This window comes from Streptomyces sp. NPDC015171 (genome assembly GCF_043079545.1).
Lineage (GTDB): Bacteria > Actinomycetota > Actinomycetes > Streptomycetales > Streptomycetaceae > Streptomyces.
The window spans coordinates 250,885-269,983 of record NZ_JBIBUO010000013.1 but is presented as its reverse complement, the minus strand read 5'-3'; the positions used below and the strand labels follow the sequence as shown (position 1 = coordinate 269,983).

Below are 19,099 nucleotides of genomic sequence, written 5' to 3'. Positions count from 1 at the left end.
GCTCGATAGGGTGGGGGGCGACGGAGCAGGTATGTGAACGAGGAGCGGCTGATGAGCGCTGTGACCCCCGCTGGAGGCGACACCGCGGCGGGCCGCTCCTGGCCCGCCCTGCTGAACGGTCTGCTGGACGGCCGGAACCTGTCCGCCGACGACACCGCCTGGGCGATGGACCGCATCATGCGCGGGGAGGCGACCGACGCGCAGATCGCCGGGTTCGCGGTGGCGCTGCGGGCGAAGGGCCAGACGGTGGAGGAGATCACCGGTCTGGTCCGCACGATGTACGAGCACGCGAACGTGATCGAGGTGCCCGGCCGGACCGTCGACATCGTCGGCACCGGCGGCGACGGGGCCAGAACGGTGAACATCTCCACGATGTCCTCGCTGGTCGTCGCGGGCACGGGCGCGAAGGTCGTCAAGCACGGCAACCGGGCCGCGTCCTCGGCGTCCGGCTCCTCCGACGTCCTGGAGAAGCTCGGCGTCAACCTCGACCTGACCCCCCGGCGGGTGGCGGAGGTCGCCGAGGAGGCGGGCATCACCTTCTGCTTCGCGGTGAAGTTCCATCCCGCGCTGCGGCATGTGGGCGCGGCGCGCGGCCAGTTGGGCATCCGTACGGTGTTCAACCTGCTCGGCCCGCTGACCAACCCGGCGCGGGTGCGGTCCCAGGCGGTCGGCGTGGCCGTCGCGCACGAGGCGCCGATCGTCGCGGGCGTGCTCGCCGAGCGCGGCAACTCCTCGCTGGTCTTCCGCGGCGACGACGGTCTCGACGAGCTGACCACGACGGCCACCTCCCGGGTCTGGGTGGTCCGGGACGGCAAGGTCACCGAGGAGAGCTTCGACCCCCGGGACGTCGGTATCGAGCTGGTCCCGGTGGAGGCGCTGCGCGGCGGCGACCCGGTCTACAACGCCGAGGTCGCCCGCAGGCTGCTGGACGGCGAGCGGGGGCCCGTACGGGACGCCGTGCTGCTGAACTCGGCGGCGGCCCTGGTGGCCCTCCAGCCGGCGGACACCTCGCTCGCCGAGCAGCTCCGCGCGGGCATGGCGAAGGCCGCCGAGTCGATCGACTCGGGGGCGGCGAAGCGGGCGCTGGAGCGCTGGGTGGCCGCGAGCAACGCGTAGCACCGCGGGTGTCGTCCCGCGATCCGGACACGGGTTGCGGGACGACGATCATTTCGCGTACGTTCCTGTACCAGGTCATGAGTGACAGTCATGAGGCCCCGGCCGACTGTCCGGCAACCCTCCGTCCGTGGCGGGGTGCCCCGGGTGAAGACCAGGCCGTGCACAGCAAGGTGTACGGCAAGCGCGGATCCCTCGCACACTTCCGACAGTGTGGGGCCAGGGATCCTGGTCATCGAGGAGCCTTCCGTGAGCAAGCGAATGCGATAGGGCCGCCGAGCCCCGCCTCCGCACACCCTTCTCTCTCTTCCGCGCATCGCGCGCGTTCCTCTCACGGGAGTTCCGTCATGTCTGTCTCCACCGCTGCCTGCGACCAGTCCGTTTGCACCCCTCTGCCGGTTCTGGGACGAGATGTCACCGTGCCGCTGGTCACCGGCGGCGAGGTCACCTACGCCGCCCTCGACTACGCGGCCAGCGCTCCCGCCCTCCAGCGCGTCTGGGACGACGTCGCCGCGTACGCCCCGTACTACGGCAGCGTCCACCGCGGTGCCGGCTACCTCTCCCAGCTCTCCACGGACCTGTTCGAGAACGCCCGCACGGCGGTCGCCGAGTTCCTCGGCTGCCGCCCGGCCGACCAGGTGATCTTCACCCGGTCGACCACCGACTCGCTGAACCTGCTGGCCCGTGCGCTCCCGGCCGGCTGCCAGGTCTTCGTGTTCGAGACCGAGCACCACGCCTCCCTGCTGCCCTGGCAGGACGCGCGGGTCACCTACCTGGACGCCCCGCGCACCCCCCGGCAGGCCGTGGAGACCCTGGAGCGGGCCCTCGCCGACCGCGATCCCTACGGTCCGGCCCTGGTCTGCGTCACCGGCGCCTCCAACGTCACCGGCGAGCTGTGGCCGGTGCGCGAACTGGCCGCCGCCGCGCACGCCCACGGCGCCCGGATCGTCCTGGACGCCGCCCAGCTGGCCCCGCACCACCCCGTCGACATCCGGGACCTGGACGTCGACTGGGTCGCCTTCTCCGGGCACAAGCTGTACGCCCCCTTCGGCTCCGGTGTGCTCGCCGGCCGTGCCGACTGGCTGCGGGCGGCCGAGCCGTACCTCGCGGGCGGCGGCGCGAGCCGCAAGGTCACCCGGAGGCAGGACGGCGGTGTGGCCGTGGAGTGGCACGACAGCGCGGCCCGCCACGAGGCCGGCTCCCCGAACGTCATCGGCGCCTACTCCATCGCCGCGGCCTGCAAGGCGCTGACGGAGGCCGGCTGGGACGCCCTGGTCGCCCGGGAGCGGTACCTGATCGCCAAGGTCCGCGAGGGCCTCGCCGAGGTCCCCGAGGTGCGGATCCTCTCCCTCTTCGGCGCCGACGCCGAGCGCGTCGGCGTGCTCTCCTTCGTCGTCGAGGGCTGGAACAGCTCCCACTTCGCCGCCGCCCTCTCCGCCGAGTACGGCATCGGCGTCCGCGACGGCCTGTTCTGCGCCCACCCCCTGGTGCGCACCCTGCTCGGCTCCGACCCCGAGACCCAGGGCGAGTGCGGCGCACCCGAGGCGGCCCCGGGGGAGAAGTCGCTCAACGCCATCCGGGTGAGTTTCGGCGCGGGCACCCCCGACGAGCACGTCGAGCGCTTCGTGACCGCCGTGACCGAGCTGGTGCGGGACGGCGCCAAGTGGCAGTACCGCACGGAGGACGGCCGCTGCGTCCCGGCGGTCTGACGAAACCGCCGACCCGCGACCCGCACGCGCCGCACCTGGGAACCGGCTGGACGGCCGGGCGCGTATACGCTCCCCCTGACGACTCGTTGGACAGGGGGAGCCCGGAGTGCAGCCGCTGCGCGCAACCGACCCGCGCCACATCGGCCCGTACGAAGTCCTCGGCAGGCTCGGCGCGGGAGGCATGGGCGAGGTGTACCTCGCCGCCTCGCGCACGGGGCTGAGGCTCGCGGTGAAAGTGGTCAGACCCGAATACGCCGAGGACCGCACCTTCCGTGCCCGCTTCCGCCAGGAGGTCAGCGCCGCGCAGACCGTCGGCGGCGCGGGCACGTACACCGCGCGGGTCGTGGACGCCGACACCGAGGCCGAACGGCCCTGGATGGCGACCGAGTTCGTGGCCGGCCCCAATCTGCGGGACGCCGTCCTCGACCACGGCGCGCTGCCCGGGCCCGCGGTCCTGATCCTCGCCGCGGCGCTCGGCGAGGCGCTCGCCGCCATCCACGGCAAGGGCCTGGTCCACCGCGACCTGAAGCCGTCGAACATCCTGCTCGGCCCGGACGGGCCCCGGGTCATCGACTTCGGGATCGTGCGGGCCCTGGAGGCCACCGCGCTGACCCGGACCGGCGCGGTCGTCGGCTCGGTCGGCTATGTATCGCCCGAGCAGATCCGCAACGGCGGCCAGGTCGGCCCGCCGAGCGACGTCTTCTCCCTCGGCGCGGTCCTCGCCTACGCGGCGGCCGGCCGGGAGCCGTTCGGCGAGGGCCAGGACTCGGTGGTCCTGCTGCGCATCCTGACCCGCGACTTCGACCTGTCCGGCGTACCGGAGGAGGTGCGTCCGCTGGTGACGGCCTGTCTGCGCGAGGATCCGCTCAAGCGCCCGGAGCCCGCGGAGGTGGTGGCGAGCGCCGGCTTCACCCCGGACACCCTGCGCACCGCCGCCCGGCCGGGCTGGTACGGCCCCGCCGCGTGGACGCGCCCGGCCGCGGACGACCGCCCCAGCGGCGTGGAGTACCTGGCTCCCACCCCTGCGGAGGCGCCCACCGCCGCGCCCGCCCCGGCGGGCGCCCCCACCGTCCCCGCCTCCGCGGGCGCCCCCACCGCCGCCGTGCGCCGGTGGGGCCCGGTGGCCCCCGGCCGGCGCCGGCTGCTGCAGGTCCTGGCCGGCGGAGCGGCCGTCGGCGGCGGCGCCTGGCTGCTGCGGTACGGGTACCGGGGCGAGAGCGAGGGCAGCGGCAGCTACCAGCCGCCCGACCAGGCGGACCCGGGCGTGGCGCACACCCCGGCCGCCGTCCGGTCGGCCGTCCTGCGCTGGCAGTACGACCTCGGCGGCATCGGCGGCCTGGAGGGCGCCTGCTGCGCGCTCTCCCCGGACGGCTCCGTCGTCTACGCCGGCACCTCAGGCGGCGTCCTGCACGCGGTCTCCCGGGACGGCGCCAAGCGCTGGAAGGTCCGGCTCGGCGACGACGTCTCCACCCCGGTGGCCACCCGGGACGGCGTGTACTGCGTGGTGGGCTTCCACTCCGACGACGTACGCCGGCTGGTCGTGGTGGACACCTCCGGGCACCAGCGCTGGACCCGCACCCTCGGCGACCAGGGGTACGCCGTCCCGGTGGGGCTCGGCGCGGACGTGCTCGTCTCCGTCGGCGGCACGGACACCGGCGGCCTGCGCCGCTACGCCTTCGACGGCAGCGAGAAGTGGACCGCGAAGACCTCGGCCGGCCCCACCGGCACCCCTCTCGTCGCGGGCGACGTGATCTACACGGGCAGCTACGCCGACGCCCTGTTCGCGCTGGACGCGCGGGACGGCTCGCAGAGGTGGCGGGTGTCGGCGGGCACCGACGCCACGGCGGTCGCCCTCGCGCACACCACCCTGTTCGCGGACTCCGCCGCCGTGCGCCAGGGCTTCCGGGTCTCGGACGGCAGGCGGCTGTGGCGCCGGGAGGACGCTTCCGGCGCCCTGGCCGCGGGCAGCCGGACGCTGGCCGTCGGCACCGAAAGCGGCACGGTGTACGCCGTCCGGGCGGCCGACGGCTCCCGGGCCTGGACGTACGACATCGGGGGCGGCCGGGCCGAGCCCCGCGCGGTGACGGCCGGCGGCACCGTCTACGTACGGGCGGGCGACCGGGTCTGGGCGCTGGACCTGAACGGCAAGAAGCGCTGGAGCGCGGCCCTCGGCCGGGCGGCGGGCGACGACCAGCACGCCCCGGTCGTCGGCGGCGGGCGCCTCTACATCCCGTCGGGCACCGGCATCGCCGCGGTGGACCTGGGCGGCTAGTTGTCCAGGCCGATGGCGAAGGCGGCCTCCAGGTCGTGCTGGGAGTAGGTGCGGAACGCCACGTGCGTGTCCGTGCCCTCCACGCCGGGGATCTTGCTGATCCGGCCCGGGATGACCTCGGCCAGGTCCTCGTGCTGCCGGACCCGGACCATGGCGATCAGGTCATAGGTGCCGGTGACCGAGAAGACCTCGCTGACGCTGTCCAGCGCGGCGATCCGCTCCGCGATCTCGGGGATCCGGTCCACGCTGGTCTTGATCAGAACGATCGCGGTGATCACGGCTGTTTCTCTCCCTCGGTGACCGGAGCTGGGGCGGCCTTCACTCTAGTCGCCCGCTCGTCCCCCACCACCGCCCCGCCCGGCCCTCCCGCCTGCCTCCCGTACCTCAGCCACGCGTAGCCGAAGCCGAGACCGAACCCGACCAGATGGGCGAGGTAGGCCACCCCGGGCCCGTCGGAGGCCTGGCCCGCCGCGAGCCACTGGAGGGCCGCCCAGAACGGCAGCACCACCCAGGCCGGGAAGCGCAGCGGCAGGAAGAACAGGAACGGCAGGAGACTGGTCACCCGCGCCCGGGGAAACAGGTACAGAAACGCTCCCAGGACCGCCGAGATCGCCCCGGAGGCGCCGACCAGCGACTGCTCGGAGGCCGCGTTGGCCGCCGCGTAGCCCAGCAGGGCGAGGCAGCCGCAGCCGGCGTAGAACAGGGTGAACTCCACCCGGCCCATCCGTTCCTCGGTCATCGCGCCGAAGACGAAGAGGAAGAGCATGTTGCCGAGCAGGTGGACCCAGCTGCCGTGCACGAACAGCGCGGTGGCCGGGGTGAGCACCGCTTCGGGCGCTCCGGCGAACAGCTCGGCCGGCACCACGCCCCAGCGCCGGAAATACGCCCGCTGCGCGGCGAGCAGCGCGTCCCCGGAGCCGTGTCCCGGGACCAGGCCGGAGGCCGGGCCGAGGGCGAAGACCAGGCAGCACAGGGCGATGAGGCCGTACGTCACGGGGGCCGAGGTGCCCCGGACCGCTCTGAGTGTCCGGCCGGTCGCGGTGCTCCAGGTGCTGATCATGACTACAGAGCATGACGTAACGGGACGCAAGCAGGCAGACCGCCTCGCCGCCGCGAACGGACGGGCGGCGGGTACCCGCCAGGCCGTAGGGTTACGAGCCACACGCGTCGGGAGCGGCGCGGACGCGCACGGCCAGGACGAGAAGAGAGCGGACGGTGAGCATGACGGTTCCCCTGCCGACGGCCACGACACGATGGCGCTGCACCCTGTGCGGCAACCTCACCCGGTTCGACGTGACCCGCTCGTCGAAGGTCGTCGAGTACGTCCACCTCGACCTGGCGGGGGAGCCGACGGTGGAGGAGCGCGAGGTGGTCAGTGAGACCATCGAATCGGTGCGCTGCCGCTGGTGCAACGCGGTGGACCAGGTGGAACTCGTGGACAGGCCGGGCGCCGGCTCCTGAGCGGAGCGGCCCCGGGGAGGCTTCTTCCGGTATTGGGGTGTGACGGATGGTGGAGACCGCAGGCGGGGGGCCGGGCGACGGCACCGCCGAGGTGCTTGACCGTCCGCTGCCCGACGGCGTGCGCCGGCGGGTCGTGCAGATCGTCTCGGACGGCTTCGGCGGGCTGACGGTGGCGGAACTGCCCGCCCAGTTGCGGCAGTACGCCCGGTTCGCCCCCAATCGCCGGGCGAAGTTCGCAGGAAACGCGATGGCGTCGGCGCTGGAGACCGATCCGCTGTTCCGGCAGCGGATCGGGGAGAAGTTCAGAGAGGCGCAACCGGAACTCGCCGGCGCCCTCGACTCGGGAGCGCCGCCGCCGGCCGCGGACCCGCTCGACGTGGCGGCCGCGGCCTATGTGCTGCGCCCGGCGGGCTGGGTGAAGCTGGTCACGGCGGCCGGCGAGGAGGCCCAGCGGGCGGACGCCGAGCGGGCCGACGAGGAGAGCCGGGCGGAGCTGGAGCGGCTGCGCGCGGAGCTGGCGCGGGCCCGTGACCACACCCGGGCCGAGACCGAACGGCTGCGCACGGAGCTGGACTCGGCGAAGCGGGAAGCGGAATCGCTGCACCGCAAGCTGCGCGCCGCGCTGAGCGACGTCAAGCGGGGCGAGGCCGCGCTGCGCAAGGCGCACGGCGAGCTCGACGCCGTACGCGCCGAGGCGCAGGCGCAGGTGTCGGCGACGGAGAGCGAGTCCCGGCGGCTCAAGGCCCGTCTCGGCGAGGCCGAGGCCGCGCTGGAGGCCACCCGCCGGGCGGCCCGGGAGGGCCGCAGCGTGGAGGACATGCGGGTACGGCTGCTGCTCGACACCTTGCTGGACGCCACCCAGGGGCTGCGGCGTGAACTCGCCCTGCCGCCGGTGTCGGTGCGCCCGGCCGAGACCGTCGACGCGGTGGAGCCGGGCCGGATGACCCCGAAGGACATCGCGGCGCGCGCCCTGTCGGAGAACGATCCGGCCATCCTCGACCAGCTGCTGGCACTGCCCCAGGCGCATCTGGTCGTCGACGGATACAACGTGACCAAGACCGGCTATCCGCAGATGCCGCTGGAGAAGCAGCGGCTGCGGCTGCTGGGCCAGCTCTCGGCCCTCGCCGCGCAGACCGGCGCCGAGGTGACCTGTGTCTTCGACGGTGCCGAGCTGGCCGCGCCGGTGCTGCTCGCGCCGCCGCGCGGGGTGCGGGTGCTGTTCTCCAAGCCCGGCGTCACGGCCGACGAGCTGATCCGCCAGCTGGTGCGCGCGGAGCCGCCCGGGCGCCCGGTCATCGTCGCCTCCACGGACCGGGAGGTCGCCGACGGGGTCGCCAAGGCGGGTGCCCGGCCGGTGGCCTCGGCGGTGCTCCTCAAGCGACTGTCCTGAAGGTCCAACGGACATAGCTGATGCCCGAATTGGCCGAATCGTCACGCAACGTAGTGTCAATCGGGCATCACTGCATGTGAGTTATGTGCAAAGAATGCATTGCGTGACAGGATTTTTTGGCGTGAGGATTTGAACTGATCACAACTGGGTCACTAGGGTCTGGGCTCGAACCTCCGAACGGGTGATCACTCACAAGAAGGAGTTCGTCCTCCGTGGCGTCCCACCGTCGACCCAAGCAGCCGAGCCGCACGCGTGTGACCGTGCTCACCACCGCTGCCGCAGCTGCCGTCGCGCTCAGCGCCAACGCCGCCAACGCCGCCCCGAGCGAGAAGCTCGGCAAGGACGAGGTCAAGGCCAAGGTCGACAAGCTCTACGAGCAGGCCGAGCAGGCGACCGAGAAGTACAACGGCGCCAAGGAGAAGCAGCAGAAGCTGCAGAAGGAAATCTCCACCATCCAGGACAACGTCGCCCGCGGCCAGGAGGAGCTCAACAAGCTTCGCGACGGCCTGGGTTCGCTGGCCACCGCGCAGTACCGCTCCGGCGGCATCGACGCCTCGGTCCAGCTGTTCCTGTCCTCGAACCCGGACGACTACCTCGACAAGGCGTCCACCCTCGACCAGTTGAGCAGCCAGCAGGTCGACGCGCTGAAGAAGATCCAGGACAAGCAGCGCGAACTCGCCCAGGAGCGGGCCGAGGCCACCGAGAAGCTCAAGGACCTCGCCGCCACCCGCACCGAGCTGGGCAGCAAGAAGAAGGAAGTCCAGGGCAAGCTCGCCGAGGCGCAGAAGCTCCTGAACACCCTGACCGCCAAGGAGAAGCAGCAGCTCGCCGAGAAGCAGGAGCGGGCCAACCGCTCCTCCAGCGAGCGCGTGGACCTCGGCGACGCCCCGCCGGCCTCCGGCCGCGCCTCGGCCGCGTTCTCCGCCGCGCAGACCCAGCTCGGCAAGCCGTACGTCTACGGCGCCACGGGACCGTCCTCCTTCGACTGCTCGGGCCTGACCTCCTGGGCCTACGCCCAGGCCGGCGTCTCCATACCGCGCACCTCCGAGGCGCAGGCGAACATCGGTACGAGGATCTCCTCGGTCAACGACCTCAAGGTCGGCGACCTGGTCTTCTTCTTCAACGACATCCACCACGTCGGCCTCTACGCGGGCAACGGCCAGATCCTGCACGCCCCGCGCACCGGCACGGTCGTCCGGTACGAGTCGATGAGCACGATCGGCGGCCCCTTCATGTTCGGCGTCCGGGTCTGATCCACGTCGACACACGGACGAGGGTGGCGCCCGAACGGGCGAATCCCCGGGACCGTAACTGACTCCACGCCCCGCCGGTGACCTGCGTCAGCGGCGGGGCGTCACTGTGCGTTGACGCCAGGGCCTTTGGTTCGGGTCGCTGCGCACGGCTACTGTCTGGCGCGTTTCCCCGGCGCCGGGGCCTCCCCGTCCCCAGGCGCCGGGGAAACGGTCTCTGTCCGCCAGCAGAAGGACTGACGTGGGGTCCCATCGCCGCCTTGCACCGTCCGGATTCGACCGCGGAGCCGTCGCCCTGTGGGTGCTGTCGGCTGCGGCCACCGCGCTCGGCGCCGTACCGGCGCACGCGGCGCCGGGCAACGACAGCCACGCCGAGGTGGACCGCCTGTACGCGGAGGCCGAGAAGGCGACCCAGGCCTACGACAAGGCCGCCGAGCGCGCCGGCGAGCTGCGCCGGGAGGTCCGTGACGCGCAGGACCACATCGCCCGCCAGCAGCAGCGCGTCAACGACCTGCGCGAGCAGCTCGGTTCGCTGGCCGGTGCCCAGTACCGGGCCGGCGGCATCGACCCGGCGGTCGCCCTGCTCTTCTCCGCCGACCCCGACGACTACCTGGCCAAGGCGTCCACGCTCGACCGCATCGGCACCCAGCAGGCCGGCCGGCTCCAGCAGGTGCGGTCGGCGCTGCGCGACCTCTCCCAGGAGCGTGCCGAGGCGTCCGGGAAACTCGCCGAGCTGGAGCGCAGCCGCAAGGCCGTCGCCGCCCACAAGCGGACCGTGGAGAGCAAGCTCGCCCGGGCCCGGCAGCTGCTCAACGCCCTGCCCGCCGCCGAACGCGCCGCCTACGACCGGGCGTCCCGCGGCAGCCGCCCGGACCTGCCCGACCCGGCCGCCGCCGAGGCCGCCGCCGAGGCCCCCGACGGCCGCGCCGCCGCGGCCCTCGCCGCCGCCCGCTCCGCCCTCGGCCGCCCCTACGTGTGGGGCGCCAGCGGCCCCTCCGGCTTCGACTGCTCCGGCCTGATGCAGTGGTCGTACCAGCACGCCGGCATCCAGCTGCCGCGCACCTCGCAGGAGCAGCGGTTCGCCGGCCGGCAGGTCCCGCTCTCCCAGGCCCGCCCCGGCGACCTGGTCGTCTACCGCTCCGACGCCAGCCATGTGGCGATGTACGCGGGCAACGGCCAGGTCATCCACGCCCCCTATCCCGGGGCTCCGGTGCGTTACGACCCGGTCGGGATGATGCCGGTCTCCTCGGTCACCCGGCCCTGACCGCCCTCCTCGCCGTACGATCGGGAAGTGGCTGGTCGCAGACGGGTGTGGCGGATCGGGGCGGCGGGGCTCGGTCTGCTGCTGCCGCTCGTCGGGTGCGCCGGGAAGCCGGCCGGTGATCCGGCGCGGGCCGAGGTGCAGCGGGTGCTCGACCGGCGCTCGGCGGCCCTGCTCGGCCACGACGCCGCGGCGTTCGGCGAGACCGGCACCCGGACCGGGTACACCCGGCTGCGCGCCCTCCCGCTGGCCGCCTTCGACTACCGGGTCACCGCCCTGCACCGCACCGCCTCGGGTGCCACCGCCGACGCCGACCTGCACTACCGTGTCGCCGGCTACGACCGGGCCCCCGTCGACGCCCGCCGCACCCTCACCCTCGGCCGCACCGCCGACGGCCGCTGGTACGTCACCGCCGACGAGCCCGCGAGGGCGGCCGGGCAGCAGCTGTGGGACCAGGGCACGGTGACCGCCGTCCGCGGCGCGCACAGCCTGGTGCTCGGCACCGGCGCCGACCGGGCGGGGCTGACGGAGTACGCCCGGCTGGCCGACCACGCGGTCCCGGCGGTCACCGGCGCGTGGGGCGCACGGTGGAGCCGCCGGGTCGTCGTGCTGGTCCCGCGGTCCCTGGCGGGCATGGCGGCCCTGCTCGGCTCGCCCGCCGCCAACTACCGGGGCATCGCGGCGGTCACCACGGGGGAGGCCGGCGGCTCCGGCGCGGCGCCCGCGGACCGGGTGGTGATCAACCCGGAGGCGTACGCCGTGCTCGGTGACGTCGGCAAGCAGGTCGTCCTCACCCACGAGACCGCCCATGTCGCCACCCGGGCGCAGACCACCGCCGCCACCCCGCTGTGGCTCTCCGAGGGCTACGCCGACTGGGTCGGCTATCTGGGCACCGGCCGCACCGCGGTCGAGGCGGCCCCGGAACTGGCCCGTACCGTCCGGGACGGCGAGCCGCCCGAGACGCTCCCCACCGACAAGGACTTCGGCTTCACCAGCGAACCCACGGAGCTGGCGCGGGCCTACGAGAGCGGCTGGCTGGCCTGCCGGATGGTCGCCGACCAGTGGGGAGCGGACCGGCTCGACACCTTCTACCGGGCCGTCGGCGCCCACGGGAAGCGGGCGGGCGCCGTGGAGGAGGCGCTGAAGAAGGTGCTCGGGACGACTCGGGAGGAGTTCACCGCGCGCTGGCGCGACTACGTCACGACGCAGCTGGACTGAGCACGCCGACGGCCGCCCGCAGCCAGGCCCGCTCGGCCGGGTCGTCCAGGTGGCGCAGGAGGGCCAGGACCGTGTGGAAGCGCACCTGGTCGGTGATCTCGGCCTGCTTGGGGGCGCGCAGCCGCTCCAGCAGCTCGGCGCGGGGCGGCGCCCGCGCTGCTCCGGGTCACCCTGCTCGGCACCGCCGTCCAGCGGCCGTGCAGTGCGCGGCCGTGGCGGGGTCGCTGCGGCGCTCCCGGCGTCAGGAGGGGACCGAGGTCTCCGTGGTCCGGGCGGCCTGAGGAGGGAAGGGGGCGGTGGAGGCCGGCGGGACCGTCGAGCGCCACAGCCGGCGGGCCGCGAGGACCGCCGCCGCCACCAGCAGGCCGTTGCGCACCGCCAGCAGCGCCACCCCGTACCAGTCGCTCAGCACCACGTGCGAGAAGCCGAGCGGGAACTCCAGCACGGTCACGAAGGACGCGCCCACGACCATCAGCGCGGGCGCCCCCATCCGGCTCGCCCGGTGCGACAGGCAGACGGCGGCCAGACCGATCAGCCACACCAGGTACTGCGGGCTGATCACCCGGCTGGTCACGGTGAACAGCAGCACCGCCGTGAGCGCCGCGTCGGCGAGGGTGTGCGGGTCGCCCAGGCTCCGCGCGCGCAGCCGCCACAGCAGCAGCCAGCCGAACGCGGCCCCGGTCAGCGCCAGCGCGGCCGTGCTGACCTGGTCCACGTACGGGCCGAGGAACTCGATCGAGCCGTAGTTCAGCAGCACCTCGCCGTGCCAGCCGAAGTGCCGGGCCACATGGAAGACCAGGGCGCCGAGCGACTCCACCTCGGTGCCCCGGTCCCGCTGGAAGGTCAGGAACGCGAAGGCGCCCGGCATGGACACCGCGAACAGCAGCGCGACGCCCGCCGCGGCCACCGCGGCCGACGCCCACGCCCGCCGCCGCACGGCGCCGACCAGCAGCAGCGCCGGCCACACCTTCACCAGCGCCCCGACCGCGGCCAGCGCGCCCATCGCCCGCGGGTGCCGGGCCCCGGCGAGCAGCGCGGCGACGGCGACCGCGGTCACCATCACGTCGTAGCGGGCGTACACCGTCGGCCCGAGCAGCGGCACGCCCGCCACCCACACCCAGGCCCCGCGCCGCGACCGGCCGGGGCGGGCGCCGGCGTACAGCAGCAGGGCCAGCACGACCACGTCGGTCAGGCACGCCAGCACGAAGAAGGCGTGCGCGTACGACAGGAAGGGCAGGACGGCGGGGGAGAGGATCGCGACGGCCGCGGCGGGCGGGTACTGCCAGGTGACGTCGTCCAGCGGAAACGTTCCTTGGCGCAGCACCTCGTACCAGCCGCGGTAGATCACCGACACGTCCGAGGTGACGTCCGGGCCCGGGAAGGCGTACACCCGGAACACGAACAGCAGCAGCAGCGCGCGCGTGACGGCCCAGGTCGCGAGCGGCCAGGCCAGGGACCGCCCGATGCCCTTCGTCTCCACGTGATCCCCTGCCGTTCGATTTCGTGTCGAGCGACCATGATGTCCTGCGACCCCGGGCCCGTGCCACAGGCCAGGCCGCGTGCGCATGTCACAAACCGCCTGCGCGGGGGCCGGCCAGGCCCGTTCGGTAGGGTCGGCGGCGATGCACAAGACCCTGATCGTCACCAACGACTTTCCGCCCCGGCCGGGCGGCATCCAGGCGTTCCTGCACAACATGGCCCTCCGGCTCGACCCCGGCGGGCTGGTCGTCTACGCGTCCACCTGGAAGCGCGGCCGTGAGGGCGCCGAGGCCACCGCCGCCTTCGACGCCGAGCAGCCCTTCCCCGTGGTCCGCGACCGCACGACCATGCTGCTGCCCACCCCGCAGGCCACCCGGCGGGCGACGGCACTGCTGCGCGAGCACGGCTGCACCTCAGTGTGGTTCGGCGCAGCTGCCCCGCTCGGCCTGATGGCGCCGGCGCTGCGCCGGGCGGGCGCCGAGCGGCTGGTGGCCACCTCCCACGGGCACGAGGCCGGCTGGGCCCAGCTGCCCGCCGCCCGGCAGCTGCTGCGCCGGATCGGGGAGTCCACGGACACGATCACCTACCTGGGGGAGTACACCCGCTCCCGGATCGCCGCCGCCCTGACCCCGCAGGCGGCCGGCCGCATGGTGCAGCTGCCGCCCGGCGTCGACGAGAAGACCTTCCACCCCGGCTCCGGCGGCGACGAGGTCCGGGCGCGGCTCGGCCTCACCGACCGGCCGGTGGTCGTGTGCGTCTCCCGGCTGGTGCCGCGCAAGGGCCAGGACACGCTCATCCAGGCCATGCCCCGGATCCTGGCGGCCGAGCCGGACGCGGTGCTGCTCGTCGTCGGCGGCGGCCCCTACGAGCGGGACCTGCGCCGTCTTGCCCGCGAGACGGGCGTCGCGGACTCGGTCCGCTTCACCGGCGCCGTGCCCTGGTCCGAGCTGCCCGCGCACTACGGCGCGGGCGACGTCTTCGCCATGCCCTGCCGCACCCGCCGCGGCGGCCTGGACGTGGAGGGCCTCGGCATCGTCTACCTGGAGGCGTCCGCCACCGGTCTGCCGGTGGTCGCGGGCGACTCCGGCGGCGCCCCGGACGCGGTGCTCGACGGGGAGACCGGCTGGGTGGTCCCAGGCGGTGCCCCGGCCGAGGCGGCCGACCGCATCGTGACCCTGCTCGGCGACCCCGGACTGCGCCGCCGCATGGGGGAGCGGGGCAGGCAGTGGGTCGAGGAGAGATGGCGCTGGGACCTGCTGGCCAAGAAGCTCGAAGACCTGCTCCGGCAGAGCTGACGGAAAGGCCCGCATGAACGTCGTCTCGGTCGTGACGCCGGTGCACGGGGACGCCGCGCGCTTCCTGCCCGACGCGTACGCGTCCCTGCTCGCCCAGGACCTTCCCGATGGCTGGTCGTGGGAGTGGTGCGTGCAGGAGGACGGGGGCGGCGTACGGGCGGGGTCGTACCTCCCGGCGGACGATCCCCGCATCCGGATCGGGGCGTCCCGGGCCGGCGGCCCGCACGTGGCGCGGACGATGGCGTTCGCCCGGTCGACCGGCGGCTGTGTGAAGACCCTCGACTCCGACGACCGGCTCGCCCCCGGGGCCCTCGCGCGGGACGTCGCCGTGCTGGCGGAGCACCCCTCGGTGGGCTGGACCACGTCCCGGGTCGTCGATCTCCTGGAGGACGGCAGCACCGTCTCCTTCGAGCTCAGCGATCCGCCGCCGGGGCCACTGGCCAGGGGAAGCGCGTTCCGTTTCTGGTCCGAGCACCACCGTCCCCAGGTCCACCCCGCCACCCTCTGCGTCCGGCGCTCCCTGCTGGCGCTGCTGGGCGGCTGGATGGCGCTCCCCGCCTCCGGCGACACGGGCCTCCTCCTCGGTCTCGACGCCCTGGCGGACGGATGGTTCATCGGGGACACCGGACTGCTGTACCGCAAGCACGGCGGCCAGATCACGGCACACCCCGACCACCGCACCGGGGCGGAGTGGGAGGCCCGGATGTCGTTGATCCGGGAGCACGCGGCAGCCCTCCGGGACTGGGCCGACGGCAGGGAATCCCGCTGACCGGCGGCCCCTCCGCCCTGCCGGTCACGCGTGGCCGCCGGCCCGGGGAGCGCGGCGGCGAGTGACGTGATCCGGCGGGGAGAAACCGCCCTTCGGGCAAGCCTCTTGGCGGAACCGGAAAATCCGCACATGCTGCCCGCATGGCAGGAAAACTGATTCAGCGTCAGCTGACTAGACGTCACATCCTGGGCATGATCGCCCTCCAGACCGCCGCCGCGGCCGGTCTCACCCGTATCGGTCTCGCGTCCGCGCAGGCGGCCGAGCCGCCCGCCGTCGACAACGCCCCCGCGATCGTGGTCGGTTCCGGCTACGGCGGGGCCGTGGCCGCCCTCCGGCTCGGGCAGGCCGGGATCCGGACCCTCGTCCTGGAGATGGGCCGGCTGTGGAACACCGCGGGCCCCGACGGCAAGGTGTTCTGCTCCACCTCCGCCCCCGACCGGCGCTCCATGTGGTTCCGCACCCGCACCGAAGCCCCGCTCGCGTCCTTCCTCTGGCTGGACGTGGTCAACAAGAACATCAACCCCTACCCGGGCGTCCTGGACCGGGTGCACTACGACCACATGTCCGTCTACGTCGGCCGGGGCGTCGGCGGCGGCTCCCTGGTCAACGGCGGCATGGCCGTCACCCCGCTCAGGTCCTACTTCGCCGAGCAGTTCCCGACCGTCGACACCGAGGAGATGTACGGCACCTACTTCCCGCGCGCCCGCGCCATGCTCGGCGTCAACACCATCGACCCGGCCTGGTTCGAGTCCACCGACTGGTACCGGTTCACCCGGACCTCCCGGAAGGCCGCCGCCAACGCCGGACTGAAGACCGTCTTCGTACCGAACGTCTACGACTTCGGCCACATGCGGCGCGAGGCCGACGGCACCGCGCCCAAGTCCGCGCTCGCCGGCGAGGTCATCTACGGCAACAACGAGGGCAAGCGCAGCCTCGACAAGACCTACCTGGCCGCCGCCCTCGGCACCGGCAACGTCACCATCCAGACCCAGGAGAAGGTCACATCGGTCAGCCGGGCGGCCGACGGGACGTATCTGCTGACCGCCGACCGGATCGACGACACCGGCAAGGTCGTGGAGACCAAGCAGTACGCCTGCACCTACCTCTTCCTCGGCGGCGGCAGCCTCGGCACCACCGAGCTGCTCGTCCGGGCGAGGGACACGGGCGCCCTGCCCGCGCTGGACCCCAGTGTCGGGGCCGGCTGGGGCACCAACGGCAACACCATGGTCGGCCGCGCCAACCACGTCTGGGACACCGTCGGCGCCGACCAGGCCACCATGCCCGTCATGGGCATCGACGACTGGGCCAACCCCGACAACCCGGTCTTCGCGGAGATCGCCCCGCTGCCCATGGGCTTCGAGCACTGGATCAGCCTCTATCTGGCGATCACCAAGAACCCGGAGCGGGCGTCGTTCTCGTACGACTCCTCGTCCGGGGCGGTGCGGCTCGGCTGGAGCCCGGCCCAGAGCGCCGTGTCGGTCGCCATGGCCAAGAAGCTCTTCGACCGGATCAATCTGGCCAATCTGACCATCTACCGGTACGACCTGTTCGGTTCGACCAGCAAGGTCTTCGCCGACGACTTCACCTACCACCCGCTGGGCGGCTGCGTCCTCGGGAAGGCCACCGACGACTACGGCCGGGTCAAGGGCTGCGCCCGGCTGTACGTCACCGACGGCTCGCTCGTGCCCGGCAACATCGGCGTGAACCCCTTCGTCACCATCACCGCGCTCGCCGAACGCACGATGGCGCGGGTCCTCGCCGAGGACACCGCGCCATGATGCCGCGTCAGAAGGGCGGCTACTTCGCGTAGATCGCCTCGATCTCGTCCGCGTAGTCCTTCGCCACCACGTTCCGCTTGAGCTTCAGCGACGGGGTGAGGTGGCCCGACTCCTCCGAGAACTGGGAGGACAGAATGCGGAACTTCCGCACCGATTCCGCCTTCGACACCGCGGCGTTGCCGTCGTCGACGGCCGCCTGGATCTCCGCGAGCAGATCCGGGTCGTCGCGCAGCGCCGCCGCGGTGGAACCCGCCGGCTTGCCGTGCTCGGCGCACCAGCGCCCGAGGAACTCGTCGTCGACGGTGATCAGCGCGCCCACGAACGGCCGCCCGTCGCCCACCACCATGCACTCCGCGACCAGCGCGTGCGCCCGGATCCGGTCCTCGATCACGGCCGGGGCGACGTTCTTGCCGCCCGCCGTCACGATGATCTCCTTCTTCCGGCCGGTGATCCTCAGATAGCCGTCCTCGTCGAGGGTGCCGATGTCACCGGTGTGGAACCAGCCGTCGGCCAGCGCCTCCGCGGTGGCGGCCGGGTTGTTCCAGTACTCCTTGAACAGGTGCTCGCCGTGCAGCAGCACCTCGCCGTCGTCCGCGATCCGCACCACCGAGCCGGGCAGCGGCTGCCCGACCGTGCCGATCTTCTGCCGGTCCCACGGGTTGAACGCGGTCGCCGCGCAGGACTCGGTCAGGCCGTAGCCCTCCAGCACCGTGAAGCCGATACCGCGGAAGAAGTGCCCGAGCCGCTCGCCCAGCGGGGCACCGCCGGAGATGGCGTACTCGCCCCGGCCGCCCAGCACCGCGCGGAGCTTGCTGTAGACCAGCTTGTCGAAGACCTTGTGCTTGACCTTCAGGCCGAACGACGGACCCGACGGGCCGTCCAGCGCCTTGCTGTAGGCGATCGCGGTGTCCGCCGCCTTGTCGAAGATCGCGCCCTTGCCGTCCGCCTGCGCCTTGGCGCGCGCCGTGTTGTAGACCTTCTCGAAGACGCGCGGGACGCCGAGGATCAGCGTCGGCCGGAACGCGGCCAGCTCGTCGGTGAGGTGCTTGATGTCCGGGACGCAGCCGAGCTTGATCGGCGCCATCATCGGCGCGACCTGCACGAGCCGCCCGAAGACGTGCGCGAGCGGGAGGAAGAGCAGGACCGAGCACTCGCCGGTGCGGAACAGCGGGCGCAGCCGCTCCACGATGTTGCCGCACTCGGCGAAGAAGCTGCGGTGGGTGAGGACGCAGCCCTTGGGGCGCCCGGTGGTGCCGCTGGTGTAGACGATGGTCGCCGGGTCGTCGGCGCGGGCCAGCGAGCTGCGCTCCTCCACCGTCTCGTCCGACACGTCCTGCCCGAGCCGGCCCAGCTCCGCGACGCCGCCGGCCTCGATCTGCCAGACGTGCTTCAGCGTGGGCAGCGCCTCGCGCACCGACTCCACGGCCTCCGCGTGCGCGTCCAGCTCCACGACGCAGGCGGTCGCGCCCGAGTCCGACAGGATCCACTGCACCTGCTCGGGCGAGCTGGTCTCGTACACCGGCACGGTGACCGCGCCCGCGCTCCAGATGGCGAAGTCGAGCAGGGTCCACTCGTACCGGGTCCGGGACATCAGGCCCACCCGGTCGCCCGGCTGCACCCCGGAGGCGATGAGGCCCTTGGCCGCGGTACGGACCTCGGCCAGGAACTCCCGTGCGGTCACGTCCTGCCAGGCGCCGCCCGACTTGCGGGCGATGACGGCGACGTCGGGGTGCTGCGCGGCGTTTCTGCGGACGATGTCGGTCAGATTGCCGTCGGCAGGGACCTCGTACAAAGCCGGAAGGCTGAACTCGCGCAAGACTGCTGCTCCTCATAGGGCGCCGGCGCCACGACGTTGTGCGATGCGACGGTGCGGTCCAAGGCTCGGGCAAGTGCTCGGGTCTTCGGTGGCTGAAATCCAGAGCACGACTGGACTGCCCGGACGTTACTTGCCGGTATGGCGTCTACGACAGGGGGTCTCGGCGAGATGTTCGCTGCGTCACACGGGCGGGCTTTCCTTCGCGCACAGTAGTCCACCCCTGAACCGACCGGCGAGTAACCGCAGGCCGGACCGGCACTGTTCACCTACATCGCACACGCCTACGCT

At 73.2% G+C, this 19,099-nt stretch carries 15 protein-coding genes and 1 riboswitch; of the genes, 11 read left to right on the top strand and 4 right to left on the bottom strand.

Annotated elements, in window-relative coordinates:
* Positions 1-51: 51 nt before the first annotated feature.
* The 3 genes from trpD to ACF073_RS31065 all read left to right on the top strand — a co-directional run bounded on the left by trpD (position 52) and on the right by ACF073_RS31065 (position 5,094).
* Entirely contained in the window at positions 52-1,116 is a 1,065-nt protein-coding gene (trpD, locus tag ACF073_RS31075; RefSeq protein WP_392074738.1) for an anthranilate phosphoribosyltransferase, read from the top strand.
* A 73-nt stretch (positions 1,117-1,189) separates the two neighbouring features.
* Positions 1,190-1,306: riboswitch (SAM riboswitch) on the top strand.
* 154 nt (positions 1,307-1,460) lie between these two features.
* The gene (locus ACF073_RS31070) at positions 1,461-2,822 is read left to right on the top strand and encodes an aminotransferase class V-fold PLP-dependent enzyme (protein ID WP_392074737.1); all 1,362 of its coding nucleotides are present in this window, start codon (positions 1,461-1,463) and stop codon (positions 2,820-2,822) included.
* 106 nt (positions 2,823-2,928) lie between these two features.
* On the top strand, positions 2,929-5,094 hold the full coding sequence (locus ACF073_RS31065; RefSeq protein ID WP_392074736.1) for a PQQ-binding-like beta-propeller repeat protein: 2,166 nt from the start codon (positions 2,929-2,931) through the stop codon (positions 5,092-5,094).
* Here ACF073_RS31065 and ACF073_RS31060 read toward each other — a convergent pair.
* Both ACF073_RS31060 and ACF073_RS31055 read right to left on the bottom strand, forming a co-directional pair.
* A complete protein-coding gene (locus ACF073_RS31060) occupies positions 5,091-5,372 on the bottom strand; it encodes an Lrp/AsnC ligand binding domain-containing protein (RefSeq protein WP_360734273.1) in 282 nt (93 codons plus the stop codon). The two genes, ACF073_RS31065 and ACF073_RS31060, sit on opposite strands and share 4 nt — an antisense overlap.
* Positions 5,369-6,154 (bottom strand): rhomboid family intramembrane serine protease, encoded by a 786-nt coding sequence (locus ACF073_RS31055; protein ID WP_392074735.1) that lies wholly within the window; start codon positions 6,152-6,154, stop codon positions 5,369-5,371. Before ACF073_RS31055 ends, ACF073_RS31060 begins: the two co-directional genes overlap by 4 nt.
* A gap of 161 nt (positions 6,155-6,315) precedes the next feature.
* Between ACF073_RS31055 and ACF073_RS31050 the strand changes: the two genes are divergently transcribed.
* The 5 genes from ACF073_RS31050 to ACF073_RS31030 all read left to right on the top strand — a co-directional run bounded on the left by ACF073_RS31050 (position 6,316) and on the right by ACF073_RS31030 (position 11,674).
* Entirely contained in the window at positions 6,316-6,555 is a 240-nt protein-coding gene (locus ACF073_RS31050; protein ID WP_014672226.1) for a hypothetical protein, read from the top strand.
* 46 nt (positions 6,556-6,601) lie between these two features.
* On the top strand, positions 6,602-7,945 hold the full coding sequence (locus ACF073_RS31045; RefSeq protein ID WP_392074734.1) for an NYN domain-containing protein: 1,344 nt from the start codon (positions 6,602-6,604) through the stop codon (positions 7,943-7,945).
* A 212-nt stretch (positions 7,946-8,157) separates the two neighbouring features.
* On the top strand, positions 8,158-9,198 hold the full coding sequence (locus ACF073_RS31040; protein WP_392074733.1) for an NlpC/P60 family protein: 1,041 nt from the start codon (positions 8,158-8,160) through the stop codon (positions 9,196-9,198).
* A 238-nt stretch (positions 9,199-9,436) separates the two neighbouring features.
* The gene (locus tag ACF073_RS31035) at positions 9,437-10,459 is read left to right on the top strand and encodes an NlpC/P60 family protein (RefSeq protein ID WP_392074732.1); all 1,023 of its coding nucleotides are present in this window, start codon (positions 9,437-9,439) and stop codon (positions 10,457-10,459) included.
* A 27-nt stretch (positions 10,460-10,486) separates the two neighbouring features.
* Complete coding sequence (locus ACF073_RS31030; RefSeq protein ID WP_392074731.1) at positions 10,487-11,674, top strand: hypothetical protein; 1,188 nt, start codon at positions 10,487-10,489, stop codon at positions 11,672-11,674.
* A gap of 241 nt (positions 11,675-11,915) precedes the next feature.
* Here the strand turns inward: ACF073_RS31030 and ACF073_RS31025 are convergent, their stop codons facing one another.
* Positions 11,916-13,154, bottom strand: coding sequence for a glycosyltransferase 87 family protein (locus ACF073_RS31025; protein ID WP_392074730.1), 1,239 nt, complete (start codon positions 13,152-13,154; stop codon positions 11,916-11,918).
* Positions 13,155-13,296: 142 nt separating this feature from the next.
* Between ACF073_RS31025 and ACF073_RS31020 the strand changes: the two genes are divergently transcribed.
* The 3 genes from ACF073_RS31020 to ACF073_RS31010 all read left to right on the top strand — a co-directional run bounded on the left by ACF073_RS31020 (position 13,297) and on the right by ACF073_RS31010 (position 16,995).
* A complete protein-coding gene (locus ACF073_RS31020; RefSeq protein ID WP_392074729.1) occupies positions 13,297-14,448 on the top strand; it encodes a glycosyltransferase family 4 protein in 1,152 nt (383 codons plus the stop codon).
* Positions 14,449-14,461: 13 nt separating this feature from the next.
* Complete coding sequence (locus tag ACF073_RS31015) at positions 14,462-15,217, top strand: glycosyltransferase family 2 protein (protein WP_392074728.1); 756 nt, start codon at positions 14,462-14,464, stop codon at positions 15,215-15,217.
* 140 nt (positions 15,218-15,357) lie between these two features.
* Positions 15,358-16,995, top strand: a complete 1,638-nt coding sequence (locus ACF073_RS31010) for a GMC oxidoreductase (protein WP_392074727.1) — start codon at positions 15,358-15,360, stop codon at positions 16,993-16,995.
* A gap of 19 nt (positions 16,996-17,014) precedes the next feature.
* Here the strand turns inward: ACF073_RS31010 and ACF073_RS31005 are convergent, their stop codons facing one another.
* On the bottom strand, positions 17,015-18,811 hold the full coding sequence (locus ACF073_RS31005; RefSeq protein WP_392074726.1) for an AMP-dependent synthetase/ligase: 1,797 nt from the start codon (positions 18,809-18,811) through the stop codon (positions 17,015-17,017).
* Between the last annotated feature and the right edge of the window lie 288 nt (positions 18,812-19,099).

What these genes read in the sequence shown, in the direction of transcription:
- trpD (WP_392074738.1), top strand. Translation starts at nt 52, where the DNA reads ATGAGCGCTGTGACCCCCGCTGGAGGCGACACCGCGGCGGGCCGCTCC.
- ACF073_RS31070 (WP_392074737.1), top strand. Translation starts at nt 1,461, where the DNA reads ATGTCTGTCTCCACCGCTGCCTGCGACCAGTCCGTTTGCACCCCTCTG.
- ACF073_RS31055 (WP_392074735.1), bottom strand. Translation starts at nt 6,154, where the DNA reads ATGATCAGCACCTGGAGCACCGCGACCGGCCGGACACTCAGAGCGGTC.
- ACF073_RS31050 (WP_014672226.1), top strand. Translation starts at nt 6,316, where the DNA reads ATGACGGTTCCCCTGCCGACGGCCACGACACGATGGCGCTGCACCCTG.
- ACF073_RS31045 (WP_392074734.1), top strand. Translation starts at nt 6,602, where the DNA reads ATGGTGGAGACCGCAGGCGGGGGGCCGGGCGACGGCACCGCCGAGGTG.
- ACF073_RS31020 (WP_392074729.1), top strand. Translation starts at nt 13,297, where the DNA reads ATGCACAAGACCCTGATCGTCACCAACGACTTTCCGCCCCGGCCGGGC.
- ACF073_RS31015 (WP_392074728.1), top strand. Translation starts at nt 14,462, where the DNA reads ATGAACGTCGTCTCGGTCGTGACGCCGGTGCACGGGGACGCCGCGCGC.
- ACF073_RS31010 (WP_392074727.1), top strand. Translation starts at nt 15,358, where the DNA reads ATGGCAGGAAAACTGATTCAGCGTCAGCTGACTAGACGTCACATCCTG.